The following is a 17,334-nucleotide window of genomic DNA, read 5'->3' as shown; positions in this document are numbered from 1 at the left end:
AAGGCAATATGGATGCTAAAGAAGTAGAGTATTGGATTAAAAAAGCAGGTTATACGGAAGAAATGCTTAAAGAATTAGATAAGCTACAAGAAAAAAGTTTAGAGATGTTTAAAAAAACGCAGAAAGAGAATCAGTAAAAGCAAGAATTAATGGTATAGAAAGAGATATATGTTTTAAAGACAAAATAAAAACCTGCTTTTCTGCAGGTTTTTATTTTATGGAAATTTAATTAAGCATGGCAAGTTTGACAAGCTGCTTGGAACATCCAAACAAGTTTTTCTTGTTCTTTGATGTAGTCGCTCATTTGAGACGCTGTACCTTCATCATCAGATTCACCTGCTAACTCAAGAATTTCACGTTGCTGTTCAAGTAATACTTTTAATCCTTCTAATGTACCTTTTAAGCAAGATTGCGCATTAGATACACCTAGCTCTTCTTTAATACGTGAGTCTTTGAAGTATTGTGAATAACCGTTATGTGGTGTGTAACCTAAAGTTAAGATACGTTCTGCGACCTCATCAACTTTTTCTACTAAATCTGTGTAAATTTCTTCAAATTTTGCGTGTAATTCAAAAAAGTTTACGCCTTTAATGTTCCAGTGGTAACCACGCACGTTAGTATAGAAGACTTGATAGGTTGCTAATAATTCGTTTAATTTTGCTGCTAATTTTTCAGATGCTTTTTTATCTAAACCGATTGATGTTTTTGACATAGTATTTTCCTCTTTATTGTTGATTAAAATGTTATTCCCTTGCTTGGGAAGTGCGGTCATTATAAGTATCGTTTTTTCTGATGGCTATTTCATATTATCTAGTGATTCAATAGTCAAAATCTATTTATAATAAATTATACATAGTTAAAAGCTTTTGTTTCAAGTTACAAAAAACTCTGTGAAGTAGATCACACATTCAATATTTCCCCTTTGACAGAATGAATCGAAGATGATTATGATTGATACAAATCATTTTATTCTAAGATTTGATTGCTTTACTTCATTTTCGAATGAAATGTTTGGCTAGGTTTAAAAACCAAAAATATGATTTTATTACTCATCAGGAGTTTAGTATGACAAAGCATTTTTCCTTTGAAACTAATGAATCTCGTCGTCATTTTATGAAACTTATGGCTGGCGTGGGGGCAGGTATTGCATTTAGTGGCACATTAGGCACATTTACACCAAAAGCCTTTGCTGCAGACATTAAAGGTAAAACCATTGAAGCGGGGATTGCTTATCCACTTTCTACTGGTTTTGACCCAATGACATCAAGCGGTGCTTCACCTTATGCCGCAAACTTGCACATTTTTGAAGGTTTGGTGGATTTGCATCCTGCAACTCGTGAACCTTATCTTGCTTTAGCAGGAAAAGAGCCTGAGCAAGTTGATGAAACAACATGGCGTATTACTTTACGTGAAGGCGCAACTTTCCATGACGGCGCACCTGTTACCACTGAAGACGTTGTGTATTCCTTCAATCGTATTATGGATCCTGCCAATAAATCATTATTTGTAATGTTTATTGATTTCATTGAAAGTGTGAAAGCTGTAGACGATAAAGTGGTGGAATTCAAACTGAAATATCCATTTGCTTTATTTGCTAATCGCTTAACTTGCGTGAAAATTGTACCGAAACATGTGATCGACAAAGTCGGACAATCTGCATTTGATGCACACCCTGTTGGTTCTGGTCCATTCAAATTTGTTTCTGCTGTGAAAGATGACAAAATCGTCTTTGAAGCGTATGAACCTTACAATGGTAAATATCCAGCACAAGTTGAAAAAATGTCTTGGTTATTGCTTTCTGATGCCGCCGCTCGCGTAACTGCACAAGAGTCTAAACGTACTCAAGCAATGGAAAGTGTACCTTATTTAGACATTAGCCGTTTGAAAAATAAAAAACAACAAGTGCAATCCGTTCAATCTTTCGGCTTGCTATTCTTAATGTTTAACTGTGAAAAAGCACCGTTTAACAATTCAAAAGTACGTCAAGCATTACACTATGGTTTAAACACTGGCAAACTTGTTGATATTGTATTTGATGGTAATGCAGAAGCTGCAACATCATACTTACAAACGACTCACCCTGATTATATTAAGGCATCAACTCAATATCCTTATGATCCTGATAAAGCCGAGGCATTATTAAAAGAAGCCGGTGTAACTGAGCTTAAATTTGAATTGCTCGCAACTGATCATGACTGGGTGAAAGAATCTGCACCGTTAATTTTAGAATCTTGGAACAAGATTCCTGGTGTGAAAGTGACTTTACAACATCTACAATCAGGTGCGTTATACAGCAACAACGTGGATCCGGGTGTATATGAAGTGGCAATCGCTCCAGGTGACCCATCAGTGTTCGGTAACGACTTAGACTTACTTTTAAGCTGGTGGTATCGTGGTGATGTATGGCCGAAACGTCGTTTCCGTTGGAGCAATACCCCTGAATTTGCGAAAGTGACTGAATTGCTCAACGCAGCTGTAAGAGCAAAAGATCACGCTGAAGCGAAAAAATCATGGGAAGAAACGATTAACATTATTGCGGCTGAAGTACCACTTTATCCGATTGTTCATCGCAAACTTCCTTCAGCATGGGATGATAGCAGCCTTGAAGGTTATCAGCCATTGGCGACAACCGGCTTATCTTTCCTAGGTGTGGGCCGTAAATAAAAGCACTTTTTAATGTTTAGGCTGTTGAGTAATCAACAGCCTTTTTCTTTCCTTTTTATCTCAAAGTGCGGTCATTTTTTCCTCTGTTTTTCAATCATTTTTTCTCTCTCTTTTATTTCAAAAAAATCTTTGTGAAGCCGATCACAGATTTGAACTTTGCCCTAGGCACTTGGATTGACAGGGTATAGTGCGGACATTATGATTTGTATAAATCATTTTGTTTTTTAATTTGATTATTTCACTTCATTTTTAATTTAATGAATTTCTCAAAATAGAATAGGAGAGGTCAGATGGAAATGATACTTCGATTATTGTTACGCCGATTGATGGCTTTGCCGGTCATGATACTTGGTGTAACAGCACTCGTCTTTGTAGTGCTTCAATTCACGCCGGGTGATCCTGCAACGGTGGCATTGGGCGAAAGTGCCAGTGAAGCGGCAAAACAACTTTACCGCGAATCTCACGGCTTAAATGATCCACTCTTTGTTCAATATTTTCGTTTCTTAGGCAATTTACTTGTGTTGGATTTTGGTGTGACGATGCCACCAGAATTACCCATCAGTAGCATGCTAGCGAAATCTTTCCCAATCACGTTACAACTTACCTTAATTGGTGTGGTGTTTGCGGCAGTGGTGTCTTTCTCATTAGGTATACTTGCAGCGCTTTATCGTGATAGCTGGGTAGATCAAGTAATTCGTTTAATCTCTGTAGCAGCGGTTGCGACCCCCTCATTCTGGTTAGGTATCTTACTTATTCAATGGTTCTCTTTGGAATTAGATTGGTTGCCTTCTGGTGGTTTTGTGCCATTCAGCGAAAGCCCAATGGAGTATATCAATTCCATGATTTTGCCATCTCTTGCGCTTGCTGTGCCGGTATGTGCGTCATTAATTCGTGTGGTACGTACAACCATGGTAGAAGAAATGGATAAAGACTATGTGAGAACGGCGATTGGTAACGGTGTACCTTATGCAACTGTTATTCGCCACAACGTATTACGTAATGCCTTAATTACACCAGTGACTGTATTAGGTTTACGCGTAGGATACTTACTTGGTGGTGCGGTAGTTATCGAACAAATCTTTGACTTACCAGGCATGGGGAAATTGATTTTTAACGGTATCGTCAACCATGACTTGCACTTAGTACAAGGTGTGGTACTAACAATCGCCTTTACCTTCGTTTTAGTGAATATTATCGTTGATATTCTCTATGTGTTGATTAACCCTAAAATTCGGAGTCTATAATGTTTCGTCAAGGTTTAGCAGATCGATTAGCTGCAAGCGGTGCGAGATTCCGAGCACTTTCCACCGCATCAAAAATTTCATTATTATTCTTAGTTTTCGTTGCTTTAGTGGCGGTGTTTGCCCCTTGGGTCGCAACACATGATCCATTAGAAGTGATCGCACGTATGCGTGCTCCAAGTGCGGAATATTGGTTTGGGACTGATCGACTTGGTCGTGATATTTTCTCTCGTATTGTTTACGGCGCCCAAACGTCCTTATTTATCGGTTTAGGTGCGGTAGCTTGTGCCATTCTTTTCGGTAGTATTTTAGGTGCAACTGCAGCCACATCCGATAAATGGGGTAATGAAATCATCATGCGCTTAATGGATATTTTAATGGCTTTCCCGGGTATCGCATTAGCGGCAGTGTTATTAGCAACCTTTGGTAACTCTGTACCGGTCATTATCATCACCATTGCCGTGGTTTATACCCCGCAACTTGCTCGTGTAGTTCGTGCAAATGTGGTATCACAATGGGATGAAGACTATGTGCGTGCTGAACGCGTTATTGGTGGTAGCCGTACTTACATTCTTCTCAAACACGTTGTACGCAATACTGCTGCACCGGTTTTAGTCTTTGCAACCGTAATGGTGGCAGATGCCATTGTATTCGAAGCCTCGCTTTCTTTCTTAGGCGCAGGTGTACAACCACCACATCCTTCATGGGGTAACATTCTTTCTGAAGGTCGTAACATCGTATTAAATGGTGCATGGTGGGCGACAACCTTTGCGGGGATGATGATTCTTTTAACTGTATTAGCCTTAAACATTTTGGCGGAAGGGCTTACTGATGCATTGGTTAACCCGCGCTTAAAAGGCGGTAAAAAACCAGAAGGCAAATCAGATGAACGTCTTTCTACTGACGTACAAGAAGCGCTTTCTGAAGGTCTTGCATTAAAACGTTACTTACTCAAATTACATGAAAAAGAAATCACACGTACGAATCGTATGCAATTAGATCCAAATGCAAAACCGATTTTACAAGTGAAAAACTTATCTATTCGTTTCCCGAATCGTTATGGTGAAATTCCATTGGTCGATAATATCAGCTTCACCGTAAATGAAGGAGAGACTATGGGGTTAGTGGGTGAGTCTGGTTGTGGTAAATCCATTACAGCATTCTCTATCATGGGCTTGTTACCAAAAACAGCAAAAATTACTGGGGAAGTGCTTTTCACCGACCGCAGTGGCAAACAACATAGCTTGCTTAATTCTCACAATTTAAGTGAATTGCGTGGTTCTGAAATTGCGATGATTTACCAAGACTCTTTAAGTGCATTAAATCCATCAATGCGTATTAAAGATCAAATGGCACAGCTCATTAAACGTGGCAGTCACCATACCGCAGAAAAATTGTTGGAATGGGTACACCTTGATCCTGAAAAAGTATTGAACCGTTATCCGCATGAACTTTCTGGTGGTCAACGTCAACGTGTGGTGATTGCAATGGCATTAACTCGTGAGCCGAAATTATTAATCGCCGATGAACCAACAACCGCATTAGACGTAACCGTTCAAGCAGAAGTAGTGAAATTATTGAATGAATTACGTGAAAAACTGGGTTTTGCGATGGTGTTTGTCAGCCACGATTTAGCATTGGTTGCCCAATTAGCTCACCACATTACGGTAATGTATGCGGGTCAAGTGGTTGAAATGGCGCCAACATCCTTATTGCTTGCTAATCCAACACACGAATATACCCGTGGCTTATTGGGTTCTGTCCTTTCAACTGAAGTCCGTGCGAAACGTTTATATCAAATTCCGGGCAGTGTACCATCACCTTACGATTTTGCTACAGGTGACCGTTTTGCAAGTCGTTCATTACGACCAGATGCAAATCCGGATCAAAAATTGATATTAACCGCCGTGGAGGGCGAGCCATCTCACTTGTGGGCTTCTCATTTAGCTGAGCCTGTAACGGAAGCGAAAGGAGCATAATATGAGCAGTAGTATTAAAGTCATTAAAGAACAAAACATCATTGATTTAGAAAATATCGTGGTGCAATTTCCTTCTCGCGACGGTTCGTTGTTTGGACGTAAAAAATTCACTGCGGTGAACAATGTGAGTCTTGGCATCAAAGCAGGGGAAACCATTGGTTTAGTAGGGGAGTCCGGCTGCGGTAAATCTACCTTAGCCAACGTGATCATAGGGCTTCTTAAACCGACATCCGGTTTAGTGAAATTCAACGGTTTACAAATGCAATATGGCAGCTCAGAAGCAAGAAAACAATTCGGCCGCCAAGTGTCGGTCATTTTCCAAGACCCAGCAACAGCGTTGAATCCTCGTATGAAAGTGTTAGATATTTTGCGTGACCCAATGGATATTCACAATGTGTTACAACCCCATGAGCGGGAAAAACGTGTGTATGACTTGCTTTCTCGCGTCGGTTTACCACGTTCTGCAGCACAAGTTGAGCCAACTCGTTTATCAGGTGGACAAAAACAACGTGTGGCGATTGCACGTGCCTTAGCGCTGAATCCCAAACTGATTGTGGCGGATGAACCGACTTCTGCATTAGACGTATCCGTTCGTGCTCAGGTATTAAACTTATTGGCGGATTTGAAAAAAGAACTCAATCTTGCCATGGTGTTTATCTCTCATGATATCCAAACCGTACGCCAAGTCTCTGATCGCATTGTCGTGATGTACGGCGGTCAAATTTTGGAAACAGGTAGTACAGAAGATATTTTCAATCACCCTACAGTGGATTACACCCGGAAACTACTTGGTGTGGCTCCATCATTGTTATAAAACGAGTAAATAAAATATCTTAATTTATGACCGCACTTTTAAAGTGCGGTTATTTTTTTATGATTTTTCTTGCATAGACTTGAAAACTTAGATAAAAGATTACTTATTTTTACTGATGAATTGTAATTGTGGAGCAATTATGCAAACTAAATTTAATTTATATCCCAAAGAACAATTACCTGAAAACTTTAAGTTTCCTCAGTCTTATATTGATTTATCGAGTAATATGGAAAAGATAAATGAATTGGAATATTTTCCTTGGTGGTTTGAAGATCCTGATTATGAGAATTCAGAGATAGAGGACAGTGTTTATCTTTATAGTAAAGCAATAGAAAAACTGACAGGTGTAGCTGATTTAATATCATTCGCTAGAGATGGTGATTGGGCAGCTTGTTTCAAATTGACGGATTACTCTGGAAATCCGAGAGTTTATGTTCATGATCTTGGTAATAAAGACAATAAATATGAATGTAAGGATTTTGATGAGTGGTTAGCGGATGAAATCAAAAGTGCAAAAGAGTATTAAAATGGACTATTTAAATTTAAGTAAAGAAGTTTCCTATGCGCTTCGTCATGCTCCATGGGAATATGAATTAGAACTGGATTCTGAAGGTTGGGTTTCTGTTGAACAATTAATTTCATCATTTAGAAATAGTGATGAAAAATGGAATACGTTAACCGAAGACGATTTAGTTAAAATGATCGACTTATCGGAAAAGAAAAGACATGAGATTAAAAATGGAAAAATAAGAGCTTTCTATGGGCATTCAATTCCAATGAAAATTTCTAAAGAAATTGGTTATCCACCAAAGTATTTATACCATGGGACAAGTATAAATTATTTAGATGATATTAAATCAAATGGATTGAAGCCGATGTCTCGTCAATATGTACATTTATCTGAGGATGTTGAGACCGCAACATTGGTTGGAAATAGAAAAAAAGGGGAGACAATTCTTCTAAAAATTGATACAGAACTAGCACAATCTAAGGGTATCAAATTTTATATTGGCAATGAAAAAGTCTGGTTATCAGATTACATTTCGCCTGAGTTTATAAAAGATAATTAATGATTAAGCATATTTTCATTATGTGATCATTTTTGCGGTGAAGTTCCTCCAAATAGCGTAGAATGGGCATATAAAAATAAGGAGATTTAACATGCAACAAAAAATTCGACAAGCATTATCCGATTCGCCACTTTCAAATGCAATTCTTTCTGCATTAGAAGAACAAGAATGGAAAGGTTTTTTACCGGCTGAAAAAGTGCGGTCAATTTGTGATGAATTTAAGCTTACGCCTGTTCAATTAGGTTTGGCGCTTTTGCCCGTAGCGGCTTGTTATAGTCATACACCCATTTCAGAATTTCATGTTGGCGCGATTGCGATTGGTGAAAGTGGTGATTTTTACTTTGGTGCGAATCAAGAATTTCAGGGTAGTAGCATGGCTCAAACCATCCATGCTGAACAAAGTGCGATTAGCCATGCATGGTTACGTAATGAATCTCGCATCACGGATATCGTGGTGAATTACACGCCTTGTGGCCACTGCCGTCAATTTATGAATGAGCTTTATCAAGCGGAAGATTTAAAGATTCATTTGCCACATAGCCAAAATAATCCACTTCCTCAATATTTACCCGATAGCTTTGGCCCGAAAGATTTAGGCGTTGATTTGCTTCTATTAAACAAAGAAGAACAAGGTTTCACTTTGACGACGGAAGATGAAGTGGCAAATAAAGCGATTTTAGGGGCAAACCGAGCTCATTCACCTTATTCTAAAAGCCCTCATGGTGTAGGCATTTTATTTAAAAATGGAGAAATGATTTGTGGTCGATATGCAGAAAATGCGGCATTTAACCCAAGCTTACCCGCTATGCAAACAGCGATTAATTTTGCTTACTTAAATCAATTGGATGTATCAAAAATTGAGCGTGTAGTATTTGCAGAGAAACCATTGCGTTTAAGTCACCGCAAGATGGCAGAGCAGTTATTGAAGAGCCTCTGCAAGGTGAAAATGGAATATATTAGCCTGTAAGTGCGGTCAAAAATGAATTAGTTTTTTTAACTAAAAGAAAAGGCGAACAGAGATAATCTCTCATGTTCGCCTTTCTTTTTACTGATTTTATGCTAATTCAGCACGTAATTTTTTCGTAACATCAACCATCACTTTTAATGCCGCAATTGTTTCTGGCCAACCGCGTGTTTTCAAACCACAGTCTGGGTTTACCCATAAACGTTCTTTCGGCACCACTTGTAATGCTTTGCGAAGAAGATGTTCAATTTCTTCTGCTGCAGGCACGCGTGGACTGTGAATATCATATACACCTGGGCCAATATCATTCGGGTATTTGAAATCACCAAATGCGGTGAGTAATTCCATGTCAGAACGCGAGGTTTCGATAGTAATGACATCGGCATCTAAGGCTGCAATAGCCGGTAGAATGTCGTTAAATTCGGAATAACACATGTGCGTGTGAATTTGGGTATCATCTTGGCAACCCATTGAGCTTAAACGGAAGGCTTCGCCCGCCCATTTCAAATAAGCCTCCCAATCTGCACGTTTTAACGGTAAACCTTCACGAATAGCCGGCTCATCAATTTGAATTACTTTGATGCCTGCTTTTTCTAAATCTAATACTTCATCAGAAAGCGCTACCGCAATTTGTTTACAGACTGTTTCACGAGAAATATCGTTACGCACGAAAGACCATTGCAAGATCGTCACCGGACCTGTCAGCATGCCTTTCATCACTTTATTGGTAAGGCTTTGGGCATATTGCGACCAACGTACCGTCATTGGTTCTGGACGAGTAACATCACCGTAAATCACTGGTGGTTTCACGCAACGTGAACCGTAACTTTGTACCCAACCAAATTTGGTGAAAGCAAAACCATCGAGTAATTCGCCGAAATATTCCACCATGTCGTTACGTTCTGCTTCGCCATGTACCAATACATCTAAGTCTAATTTTTCTTGCTCACGTACAACAAATTCAATTTCTTTTTTCATTGCAGTTTCGTAATCAGCTAAGCTAAGCTCGCCTTTTTTGAAGGCGGCACGGGCATGACGAATGGCTGTTGTTTGTGGGAAAGAACCAATATTCGTCGTTGGCAGAAGTGGTAAATTTAACCACGCATTTTGTAATTTAATGCGTTCCGCAAATGGCGATTTACGTTGGTCGGCATTTTCCGGTAAGTTTGCTAAACGTTCTGCTACACAAGTGCGGTGGATTTCACGCGAGTTTTTTCGTGCATCCGCAGCAGCTTGAGAGGCAGCTAATTCAGCTTGAACTGCTTCACGCCCTTGCTCAAGTGCGGTCTTAATAACACGTAGTTCTTGAATTTTTTGTAATGTGAAAGACAACCATTGATAAAGCTCTGGCTTATTTGCTTGTAGTTGCGTTTCAACTTCTAAATCATAAGGTGTATGGAGAAGAGAGCAGCTTGGCGCAATCCATAAACGATCACCTAATTTCGCTTTTAATGGTTCAACCACATCTAACACTTGATTCAAGTTTGCACGCCAGATATTACGGCCATCAATGATGCCCACAGATAAGATTTTGTCATAATCCGCAAAAGCAGCAAGTTGTTCTGGTGCGCGCACTAAATCGATGTGCAAACCTGCTACAGGTAAGGCTTTTAACAAATCAGCGTGTTCCGCCACAGAACCGAAATAAGTCGCAAGTAATAATTTCGCTTTCACTTGTTCAGCAAAAGTGGCGTAAACCGCTTGATAAGCGGCAATCCATTCTGCTGGTAAATCTAAGGTGAGAGCAGGTTCATCAATTTGAATGTATTCCACGCCTTCCGCAGCTAACGCATTTAAAATTTCAACATAAACTGGCACGAGTTTTGCTAATAAATCAAAGCGATTAAATGCTGCGCCTTTTTCTTTACCTAACCAAAGGAAAGTGAGTGGCCCAATGATTGTTGGTTTAACTTGATATCCAAGTGCTTTAGCTTCACGAATTTGTGTCACATAATGTTCGGGATTGGCTTTAAATTGTGTCTCTTTATGGAATTCTGGTACAAGATAATGATAGTTGGTATCGAACCATTTTGTCATTTCAATAGCAAATTGTGTTTTATTACCACGCGCCAATTGGAAATATTGAGCGAGCGTTAAGTTTTGGCTATCGAAACCAAAGCGTGCAGGAATCGCACCCGTTGCCACTTGTAAATCTAAAATATGATCGTAAAGTGTAAAATCAGCCACCGCGACAAAATCGGCATTTGCTTTGGCTTGATGCTGCCAGTTAAGTTCACGTAATCTTTTTGCAATATCTAATAAGTCCGCTTCTGCAATTTCGCCACGCCAGTAACGTTCTTGAGCAAATTTAAGTTCACGTTTTGCGCCTACACGCGGAAATCCTGCTAAATGAAATGTTGTCATAATTAATCCTTCTATTGTTTTTTTGTTTGGTTTAGACGTCTAAACGTCTGTTCATTTATAGAATGCAATAGAAAAGAAGATTACACAACTTCATAATTTTCAGTTTTAAAATGAATTAAATTAATAAACTATTTATTGATGAGATTTAGTATAACAAATATTTACATAGTATCTACTACAATAGTAATACTTTAAATTTGCTGAGATAATATAAAATTGTTATAATGTTCGAGCCTTTTAGTGTATGTCTACAAGTTTAGTTCGGTGTTTAGCCGTAACATGTTTATATTGGGCAGATATGGGTTGCGAGACAAATGTCAAGCAACTCAACTAGTTGCTTGACATTTGTCTCGCTTCCATTAGTAAAAGGCCAATTAAGAAGAGGGGGGATTTTTCCCCCTCTTGCATATATAGAGAGTTTCAAATGGAATCAAAATTCTTTCATACACTATGTAAAAAGCTAAATCTTTCTACTTCCGAGTTAATGGAATTTATCTCTAATGCCCCTGTCTCCTATAAAATTTACTCTATCCCCAAAAAAAATGGAGGGAGAAGGGTTATAGCTCACCCAGCCAAAAAACTTAAAAAGATCCAAAGAGAATTATTATTATTATTAGAAAAAGATTTAAAGATTCACCAGTCAGCCTTTGCTTATATAAAAGGAAAAAATATTATTCAGAATGCAGAACCACATAAAAATAATAAATATTTATTAAAATTAGATTTTTATGATTTTTTTAATAGTATAAGTGATGATATTTTTATTAATTATCTTGATAAAATAGGATTGGTTCTTAATGAATTAGATAAGGAATTAGTTAAGCATATTTTTTTTTGGAATCCAAATAGTAAAGATAAAAGACATAAGAAACTAATTTTAAGTGTTGGCTCCCCTAGTTCTCCAATGATATCGAATGCAATTATGTATTTCTTTGATTCTGAAATAAAAACATATTGTGATTCTATCTCTATAGTATATACAAGATATGCTGATGATTTATCTATTAGTGGTAATGATAAGGATAACTTAAAAGATGTTATAATGTTTATCAGGTCTAAACTTTATGATTTATTTAATGGAAGAATAATATTAAATGATTTAAAAACAACTCTTATTTCACCTGGTTATAATAAATTTGTTACTGGAATAACACTAACTACACAAGGTGGTTTGTCTATTGGTAGAAAAAGGAAAAGATATATTTTTAGTTTGGTTTATAAATATATTAAAAATGAACTGAAAGAAGATGCTGTTTTACATATGAAAGGTATGATATCATTTTCTCATTTAGTAGAGCCATCTTTTATAATTAGATTAGAATCAAAATATGGAAAAAATATAATTAATAGGATAATTAATGGAAAATAAAAATATAGCAGAACTGTATAGAGATTGGGATGGTGAAACTAAACCATCAAATGATTTAATGGAATTAATATCCAATAATCCTTTTGAGTTAACTAACATTGTAGTTTCTAATTATAAGGCATTTTCAGATAAGGTATCTGTTAAATTTGAAAGTAATTTTGATCCTGTTTTATTTGTTGGTGTTAATGCAAGTGGTAAAACAACAATAGCAGAATCTATCGCAAAGTCATTAAGTAAAATTAATAGTGCAATATATAATAAAAATAATGACTCAGGTGATATGATAGATGAAAAGAATATAAATAAAAAGAATGGTGAATATCAATATGCATCAATAAAATTAGATATAGGGTATGAAAATAAAAAATTAGCTAGCATTACTCTGGCAAAATCACCTGTTGGTGTTCCTAAAAATGTTTCAAGTATACTTATAGAAGCTAAAAAGCTTGGTGTAATGTATAGCTATATGTTAGCTGAAAAATATTTAGATTTACCGCTTTATTTGTTTTACGGAGTTGATAGGTCATTATTAAAAAGTAAAGATAAATTTGAAAAAACGGAAATTTATTTTAAGGTTGATAGATTGAAAGCTATACCTCAGAAGTTAACAAATCAATTAAATTTTGATGATTTTCTTTTGTGGTTTAAATATTTAGATGATAGTAATAATCAAGATATAGTAAATATTTATAAAGCAATTGAAGATGAACTAAACAATCTGAAAGGAAAGACTAGTGAATTATATAAATATAGTGCTAAATCATCAGCAGACGGAATCAATAGAACTACTGATTTGTTACAAGAAATAAATCGTATAAATAGTCTTTGCATTGAATTAAAAGATACAGAATTAGATGACATAAATAATTCTAAAAAAAGTAGACATTTGGAGAAAATTAAAGAAATTATTATTAAATTTATTCCAGATATAAAAGATATTAAAGTTGATCGTAGTCAACCTTATCCATTTATAGCTGAAAAGATTGATGGTTCAAAATTTTTATTATCTGAATTATCTCAAGGGGAAAAGTCAATAATTTCTTTAGTTGGAGATCTTGCCAGACGCATGCTTATATTAAATCCTCATAAGGATAATCCTCTAGAAACTCCAGCTATTGTTATTATTGATGAATTAGAGCTTCACTTGCACCCGACGTGGCAAAAAGACATTATTTGTAAGTTAAAAGAAAGCTTCCCAAAAACTAAATTTATTTTAACAACACATACTCCTACTGTTGTTAGCTCTATTATAAATCAGAATATTTATTTAATTTCTGATAATAAAATCACCCAGTTTAAGGATCAAGGCACATATGGTGCTGAATATTCTCGTATTTATAAGGATTTATATAATATAGAATTAAGACCTGATAATGAAATAACAAAGATGTTAGATAGATACTTAGAACTCATAGATAAAAATAAATATGATTCTGAAGAAGCTGTTTCTTTAAGAACAAAATTAGATAAGAATTTTAAAAATAATGAACCAGCTTTAGAAGAGGCAACATTAATTATTGAGAATAAAGAATGGGAAAAGTCATTATATGAAAAAAGTGAATAAATCAGATATACCAGAATCTTTCAGACTTTATACTAGTAATAGTAATAATGCTTCTAATAATTGGGATGATTTGAGAGGAGAGAAGGCAATCTACTCAGATATAAGAACGACAATATTTGAAGATCAAGGGAGAATATGCGCTTATTGTGAACAAGATTTTTCTTGCAATGCAGGAGATGATGATTATATAACACAGATGGTTGAACATTTTCACCCAAAGAGAGATATTAATACTAAAAATTGGGCTTTAGATTGGAATAATTTACTTGGTTGTTGTACTGGTGGCACTGAAGCTAACGGTTCTATATTTCCTAGGCCAGATAACTTAAGTTGTGATAAATATAAAGAAATAGCTTTACCAAATATTGATAATGTTGAGGGAGAACTTATAAATCCAATTGATATGCCGGCATTTCCGTGTTTGTTTAATATAAATAAATTTACAGGAAAGTTATCCTCAGATAAGGATAATTGTGAATCATTTAATTTCTCTAGTAATAATAAAAAAGATACAAAAGAGTTGGTAGACAGTACAATAAATGTCCTAAATCTAAATTGCAACCGTTTATTACGAAAACGAAAAGAACATATAAGAAACTATCAAGTTTTAATAAAAGAAGCTAGAGATAATGGGAATGAATCTATTTTTGAAGAACTATGTAAGAGATTTTTGGAGAAAAAAAATGGTAAGTACCATGCCTTTTTTACTACATATCGTATCTTACTATCTGAACATGCTGAAAACTATTTAAAAAATAATAATTTTTTAGGTTGATTTATTCTTACTTTTTATTTTTAGTGCTAGGAAAGGATTGCTTTATTATTGCAGGTTAAGAAACTTTTTGTGGCTTCAGAAAAAAATGCACTTTTTTAAGTGCATTTTTTATTTTAAAAAAACGGATTATTCAACACCAACCATTACAGAGGTTGCTTTGATAATCGCATATGCTTCTTTACCAACTGCTAAACCTAATTCTTTTACTGCATCGATAGAGATGGTAGAAGAAATTACGTTACCGTTACCGATATCAATGTGTACGATTGCGTTCACAGAACCAGTTTCGATTGATTTTACAGTACCTTTAAGTTGGTTTCTTGCACTAATTTTCATCAAGTATTTCCTTATGTTTGAGTTAAAAAAAGAGTGCACATTATAACGATAAATGCTTCAAATGAAAATACTACTTAAGAGGTGCTAAGCCTTTCAAGATTTGCTCGGCATTTTCTTTGCTTAACGTGTAACCGTAATATTTTTTATAGAAGGCTTGCGTTTTTTCGACCATGTTTAAATCTTTAAATTGTTCAGGGTGGAAGAGCTGAGCAGCCCAAAGAATTTGTAAGGCTTCTTCTGCACTGTAGCGATCCCATGGGAACGTGCCGGTTGGATTGGCATAAATACGATTATTTTTAACCGCACTTATTGATTGCCATGCTGGATCAGCTTTAATTTTTTCGATTGCTGCTTGCGCTTTATTGCCGCTGCTGCCAATGATGATGACATCTGGATTTGCTTGTAAAATAGCTTCCATGGTGACACTCACCATATTGGCTTCATCCGGTAATACGCTTTTACCGCCGGCTAATTTAATCCATTCGCCGATCATAGATTTTCCGCCGTCAATCATCAATAAGTCAGAGCCTTTAGTGATGTGTAATACGGTTGGGCGTTGTTCATCTTTAAGACCTTTAAGACGTTCTTCAACAAATTTAATGTTACCGTCTAATTCTTTGATATAGCTTTCTGCGATTTCAGGCGCTTTATCACCTAAAACTTCAGCGGTAATCCGTACGGTTTTCTTCAATCCATCAAAAAAAACGGCGAAGTCTATTCTTATATCATGTGGTGCAAGGCTTGCTCCTTTCGATATTCAGGAGCTTAGAGACTTGATGAAGGAAGATGAACTTGAGCTTGACACTCTTGACGATAGAAAGACAGCACTCTTTATTATTATCTCTGATACAGATGATACTTTTAACTTTGTGGTATCTATTATGTATTCACAGCTATTTAATCTACTTTGTGATAAGGCAGATAATGAATACGGGGGAAGATTACCTGTTCATGTAAGGTGCTTGCTTGACGAGTTTGCCAACATCGGCTTAATTCCAAAATTTGAGAAATTAATAGCGACAATCGAAGTAGAGAAATATCCGCAAGTATTATCTTGCAAGCACAATCTCAGCTAAAGGCAATTTATAAAGATAATGCAGATACGATTGTAGGTAACTGTGATAATACCTTGTTTCTTGGTGGAAAGGAAAAGACCACACTTAAATAACTATCTGAAACACGGGTAAAGAAACCATAGACCTATATAACACATCGGAAACAAGATCCAATGCCAATAGTTATGGACTGAATTATCAAAAGACAGGAAAGGAGCTGATGAGTCAGGATGAGATAACGGTTATGGATGGCAGTAAGTGTATTTTTTAGCTTCGAAGTGTCAGACCGTTTTTGTCAGACAAATTCGATATTAAAAAGCACAAGAATTACAAGTTACTTGAAGATTTTAATAAGAAAAATGCCTTTGATATTGAGGAATATATCAAGAGAAAAGGAAAAGGAAAAGTTAAGATGAATAGAAATACAGTAATTACAAGATTGTAATATTTTCTGTTATAGCTTTATGTGGCATAGGTATATTTGGTATAATAGGCTATATAAAATAATTTGGAGAATATGTAATGATTAATCAAACTATATTTGTAGATAATTTAAGAAAGAGGATGCATGTATCATTTGAAAATAAATTTTATTTAGAATCGATAGCATGTTCATATGCAATAATTGAAAATAGAACAAAGCGTATTTGTGAACATATAGGAAAATCAGTAAATGGAGATATGTTGAATAAAAAAACTGAGTATATTTATAATGCTATTAAAAATAAGGGTTTAGAAATTGATGTAAAAAAGAAAAAAATGATTGGCTTCTTACAATATAGAATTAAGAATACCAAATTATTGGATATTGATTTTTCTAAAGATTATAAAGCATTTAATTTAACGGTTGACAATACAACATTAGATAATCAATTAATAACATTTAGGAAACTTAGAAATGACTTTACTCACGACATGTATAGATATGATAGCACAAATCCGAAATTGATTAATTTTGAGGATTATGTAGATCTTGCAAAAATGGGAATATATGTTGCAGAAAATTTATGTAGTATTTCTTCTGCAATGAAGAGAAAGAAAATGAAATTATAGAGTGCAGGATATTTTATCTTTTAGGTAAATAAAAAAAATGGTATAATATACTAAACAGAGCTTGGATTTTTCCAACCATCCAAAGA

At 35.7% G+C, this 17,334-nt stretch carries 15 protein-coding genes and 2 pseudogenes; 13 read left to right on the top strand and 4 right to left on the bottom strand.

The features are described from left to right. Positions 1 to 8: 8 nt before the first annotated feature. Complete coding sequence (locus tag DPV95_RS10660) at positions 9 to 137, top strand: hypothetical protein (protein WP_279386234.1); 129 nt, start codon at positions 9 to 11, stop codon at positions 135 to 137. A 92-nt stretch (positions 138 to 229) separates the two neighbouring features. On the opposite strand, the gene DPV95_RS00155 is transcribed toward DPV95_RS10660, so the two are convergent. Beyond that, positions 230 to 712, bottom strand: a complete 483-nt coding sequence (locus tag DPV95_RS00155) for a Dps family protein (protein ID WP_049370990.1) — start codon at positions 710 to 712, stop codon at positions 230 to 232. Between the two features lie 353 nt (positions 713 to 1,065). Between DPV95_RS00155 and DPV95_RS00150 the strand changes: the two genes are divergently transcribed. From DPV95_RS00150 to cdd, 7 genes are all read left to right on the top strand, one after another. Then, entirely contained in the window at positions 1,066 to 2,664 is a 1,599-nt protein-coding gene (locus DPV95_RS00150) for an ABC transporter substrate-binding protein (RefSeq protein WP_111406425.1), read from the top strand. Between the two features lie 290 nt (positions 2,665 to 2,954). Further along, positions 2,955 to 3,908, top strand: a complete 954-nt coding sequence (locus tag DPV95_RS00145) for an ABC transporter permease (RefSeq protein WP_111406424.1) — start codon at positions 2,955 to 2,957, stop codon at positions 3,906 to 3,908. Next, the gene (locus DPV95_RS00140) at positions 3,908 to 5,884 is read left to right on the top strand and encodes a dipeptide/oligopeptide/nickel ABC transporter permease/ATP-binding protein (protein WP_111406423.1); all 1,977 of its coding nucleotides are present in this window, start codon (positions 3,908 to 3,910) and stop codon (positions 5,882 to 5,884) included. Before DPV95_RS00145 ends, DPV95_RS00140 begins: the two co-directional genes overlap by 1 nt. A 1-nt stretch (position 5,885) precedes the next feature. Beyond that, on the top strand, positions 5,886 to 6,698 hold the full coding sequence (locus tag DPV95_RS00135) for an ABC transporter ATP-binding protein (RefSeq protein WP_005696082.1): 813 nt from the start codon (positions 5,886 to 5,888) through the stop codon (positions 6,696 to 6,698). A gap of 139 nt (positions 6,699 to 6,837) precedes the next feature. Continuing rightward, entirely contained in the window at positions 6,838 to 7,224 is a 387-nt protein-coding gene (locus DPV95_RS00130) for an SMI1/KNR4 family protein (RefSeq protein ID WP_111406422.1), read from the top strand. A 1-nt stretch (position 7,225) separates the two neighbouring features. Next, positions 7,226 to 7,768 (top strand): RNA 2'-phosphotransferase, encoded by a 543-nt coding sequence (locus tag DPV95_RS00125; RefSeq protein WP_111406585.1) that lies wholly within the window; start codon positions 7,226 to 7,228, stop codon positions 7,766 to 7,768. Between the two features lie 91 nt (positions 7,769 to 7,859). Then, positions 7,860 to 8,735, top strand: a complete 876-nt coding sequence (gene cdd / locus DPV95_RS00120; protein WP_111406421.1) for a cytidine deaminase — start codon at positions 7,860 to 7,862, stop codon at positions 8,733 to 8,735. Between the two features lie 87 nt (positions 8,736 to 8,822). On the opposite strand, the gene metE is transcribed toward cdd, so the two are convergent. Next, on the bottom strand, positions 8,823 to 11,096 hold the full coding sequence (metE, locus tag DPV95_RS00115; protein ID WP_049366572.1) for a 5-methyltetrahydropteroyltriglutamate--homocysteine S-methyltransferase: 2,274 nt from the start codon (positions 11,094 to 11,096) through the stop codon (positions 8,823 to 8,825). A 424-nt stretch (positions 11,097 to 11,520) separates the two neighbouring features. On the opposite strand from metE, the gene DPV95_RS00110 reads away from it, so the two are divergent. From DPV95_RS00110 to DPV95_RS00100, 3 genes are read left to right on the top strand one after another with little or no spacing between them, the layout of a single operon-like run. After that, positions 11,521 to 12,465 carry a retron St85 family RNA-directed DNA polymerase gene (locus tag DPV95_RS00110; protein ID WP_049366573.1) on the top strand — a complete coding sequence of 315 codons (945 nt, stop codon included), beginning with the start codon at positions 11,521 to 11,523 and terminating at the stop codon, positions 12,463 to 12,465. Continuing rightward, positions 12,455 to 14,029, top strand: coding sequence for an AAA family ATPase (locus DPV95_RS00105; protein ID WP_049366574.1), 1,575 nt, complete (start codon positions 12,455 to 12,457; stop codon positions 14,027 to 14,029). Before DPV95_RS00110 ends, DPV95_RS00105 begins: the two co-directional genes overlap by 11 nt. Then, the gene (locus DPV95_RS00100) at positions 14,013 to 14,804 is read left to right on the top strand and encodes a retron system putative HNH endonuclease (protein ID WP_049366575.1); all 792 of its coding nucleotides are present in this window, start codon (positions 14,013 to 14,015) and stop codon (positions 14,802 to 14,804) included. Before DPV95_RS00105 ends, DPV95_RS00100 begins: the two co-directional genes overlap by 17 nt. Positions 14,805 to 14,930: 126 nt before the next feature. On the opposite strand, the gene DPV95_RS00095 is transcribed toward DPV95_RS00100, so the two are convergent. Together DPV95_RS00095 and DPV95_RS00090 are read right to left on the bottom strand one after the other, a co-directional pair. Continuing rightward, positions 14,931 to 15,140 carry a TOBE domain-containing protein gene (locus DPV95_RS00095; protein WP_007525241.1) on the bottom strand — a complete coding sequence of 70 codons (210 nt, stop codon included), beginning with the start codon at positions 15,138 to 15,140 and terminating at the stop codon, positions 14,931 to 14,933. Between the two features lie 70 nt (positions 15,141 to 15,210). Next, positions 15,211 to 15,840: pseudogene (locus DPV95_RS00090) on the bottom strand (ABC transporter substrate-binding protein); the annotation flags it as partial. On the opposite strand from DPV95_RS00090, the pseudogene DPV95_RS10695 reads away from it, so the two are divergent. After that, positions 15,776 to 16,308, top strand: a pseudogene (locus tag DPV95_RS10695) (type IV secretory system conjugative DNA transfer family protein). The pseudogenes DPV95_RS00090 and DPV95_RS10695 sit on opposite strands and share 65 nt — an antisense overlap. 409 nt (positions 16,309 to 16,717) lie before the next feature. After that, a complete protein-coding gene (locus DPV95_RS00080; protein WP_049366576.1) occupies positions 16,718 to 17,248 on the top strand; it encodes a hypothetical protein in 531 nt (176 codons plus the stop codon). Positions 17,249 to 17,334 lie beyond the last annotated feature (86 nt).

It is taken from the genome of Haemophilus parainfluenzae (assembly GCF_003252755.1).
Taxonomy (GTDB): Bacteria; Pseudomonadota; Gammaproteobacteria; order Enterobacterales; family Pasteurellaceae; genus Haemophilus_D; species Haemophilus_D parainfluenzae_N.
This window is presented reverse-complemented; position numbering and strand designations above follow the sequence as displayed.

Excerpts from the sequence above, each read along its gene's own strand:
- DPV95_RS00135 (WP_005696082.1), top strand. The coding sequence starts at position 5,886 with ATGAGCAGTAGTATTAAAGTCATTAAAGAACAAAACATCATTGATTTA.
- DPV95_RS00155 (WP_049370990.1), bottom strand. The coding sequence starts at position 712 with ATGTCAAAAACATCAATCGGTTTAGATAAAAAAGCATCTGAAAAATTA.
- DPV95_RS00140 (WP_111406423.1), top strand. The coding sequence starts at position 3,908 with ATGTTTCGTCAAGGTTTAGCAGATCGATTAGCTGCAAGCGGTGCGAGA.
- metE (WP_049366572.1), bottom strand. The coding sequence starts at position 11,096 with ATGACAACATTTCATTTAGCAGGATTTCCGCGTGTAGGCGCAAAACGT.
- DPV95_RS00095 (WP_007525241.1), bottom strand. The coding sequence starts at position 15,140 with ATGAAAATTAGTGCAAGAAACCAACTTAAAGGTACTGTAAAATCAATC.
- cdd (WP_111406421.1), top strand. The coding sequence starts at position 7,860 with ATGCAACAAAAAATTCGACAAGCATTATCCGATTCGCCACTTTCAAAT.
- DPV95_RS00110 (WP_049366573.1), top strand. The coding sequence starts at position 11,521 with ATGGAATCAAAATTCTTTCATACACTATGTAAAAAGCTAAATCTTTCT.
- DPV95_RS00080 (WP_049366576.1), top strand. The coding sequence starts at position 16,718 with ATGATTAATCAAACTATATTTGTAGATAATTTAAGAAAGAGGATGCAT.
- DPV95_RS00100 (WP_049366575.1), top strand. The coding sequence starts at position 14,013 with ATGAAAAAAGTGAATAAATCAGATATACCAGAATCTTTCAGACTTTAT.
- DPV95_RS00130 (WP_111406422.1), top strand. The coding sequence starts at position 6,838 with ATGCAAACTAAATTTAATTTATATCCCAAAGAACAATTACCTGAAAAC.
- DPV95_RS00105 (WP_049366574.1), top strand. The coding sequence starts at position 12,455 with ATGGAAAATAAAAATATAGCAGAACTGTATAGAGATTGGGATGGTGAA.
- DPV95_RS10660 (WP_279386234.1), top strand. The coding sequence starts at position 9 with ATGGATGCTAAAGAAGTAGAGTATTGGATTAAAAAAGCAGGTTATACG.
- DPV95_RS00150 (WP_111406425.1), top strand. The coding sequence starts at position 1,066 with ATGACAAAGCATTTTTCCTTTGAAACTAATGAATCTCGTCGTCATTTT.
- DPV95_RS00145 (WP_111406424.1), top strand. The coding sequence starts at position 2,955 with ATGGAAATGATACTTCGATTATTGTTACGCCGATTGATGGCTTTGCCG.
- DPV95_RS00125 (WP_111406585.1), top strand. The coding sequence starts at position 7,226 with ATGGACTATTTAAATTTAAGTAAAGAAGTTTCCTATGCGCTTCGTCAT.